Origin of the sequence: Streptomyces durocortorensis, assembly GCF_016901035.1 — a bacterium.
GTDB lineage: Bacteria > Actinomycetota > Actinomycetes > Streptomycetales > Streptomycetaceae > Streptomyces > Streptomyces durocortorensis.
Map to the genome: position 1 here is coordinate 1 of NZ_JAFEUF010000499.1, position 1,244 is coordinate 1,244.

Annotated in this window: 1 protein-coding gene; it reads right to left on the bottom strand. The window is 78.9% G+C overall.

Annotated features, from left to right (window positions below; translation table 11 throughout):
* A partial coding sequence (locus JS521_RS35720) for a BACON domain-containing protein (RefSeq protein ID WP_443732193.1) occupies window positions 1-1,244 on the bottom strand: 1,244 nt, incomplete at both ends.

A 1,244-nucleotide genomic window follows, 5' to 3' on the forward strand; every position in this document is an offset into this window, starting at 1 on the left:
ACTGCTCCACGGCGTGCGCCGCGGTCGCGTCCGGGGCGAATTCCGGGACCGGGCGAGCCAGGTCCCCGGCGAGCGCCGCCCGGGCACCGGCGCGGGCCGCCCGTGGTCGGGGCGGTGACCCCGTGACCGTCGATGAGCACGGCGGAGCCCGAGGGGGTCAGCGAGATCCGGGCCTGCCACGGCCCGGCCGGCTGCGCGTCCCGGATCACGGAGACCGCGATCGTGGTGGACTTCCCGGCCGCGAGGGTGCCCGACGTACGGCTGAGGCGCAGCCACGGGGCGTCCGTCGCAGCCGACCAGTCGACCGCTTCCCGGCCGGGGTTGGTCAGCGTGATCGTCGTGACGGCCCCGGAGGTGCGGGCCGTCACCACCAGCCGGGCGTCGCCGTGCTGCGCTCCGCCGGTGCTGACGACCTCGGCGGTGACGTCCGGGACGCGGGCGCCGAAGCGGTTGCCGGGGCGTCCGTTGCCGGTGTTCTCGGGGTCGTACGGATCACCGCTCATGCCGCCCGCGCCGTCCACCTCGGTGGCGGTGACCGAGGTGCCGTCGTGGCCCTCGCCGGTCTGCGGCGCTCCCCGGTACGCGGCCCAGAGGGCGATCACCGGGGCGGCGACCACCGTCGCGACGACCGTGGTCGTCACGACCCGGGCGCGCAGCCGGTCCCGGCGGGCGGCCTGGTCCTTGGGGTCGAGCGGATACCCGGCGCGGTCGAAGCGCGGGCCCGCGGCGCGGGAACGGTGGGCCTGGGCCATGGCGACGTACACGGAGGGGCGGGGGGCCTCCACGACGGGCAGGGCGGCGACCGGGGCCAGGGCCGCTCCGGGCCAGGGGCCTGCGGCGTCGGCCCGTTCGGCGGCGCGACGGCAGCGGGGGCAGTCGTCGACGTGCCGGACGAGCTCGCGGCGCAGGGCGGCGGAGAGCAGCACCTGGGGGTCGGCGGCGAGCCGGGCGACGGTGGGGCAGTTGCCCGCCTCGACGACGGCGAGGGCCGCGCGGGTGCGCTCCACCTCGCAGGCCCCGGCGGCGAGCAGTTCCCGGGCGGTGGCCGGTTCAAGGCCGAGCACGGCGGCGACGGCGCGCGGGGTGAGCCGGTGGCGTACGGCAAGTTCGAGGGCTTCGCGCTGCTCGGGGGTGGTGCCGGCGGCCTCGGGCCAGGCGAGCGTGGCGAGCTCCCGGCGGCGGGCCTCGGCGGCCGGCGACTCGGCGCTGGCGGGCGTGGCGGCGTCCTCGGGGGTGGAGGGGGT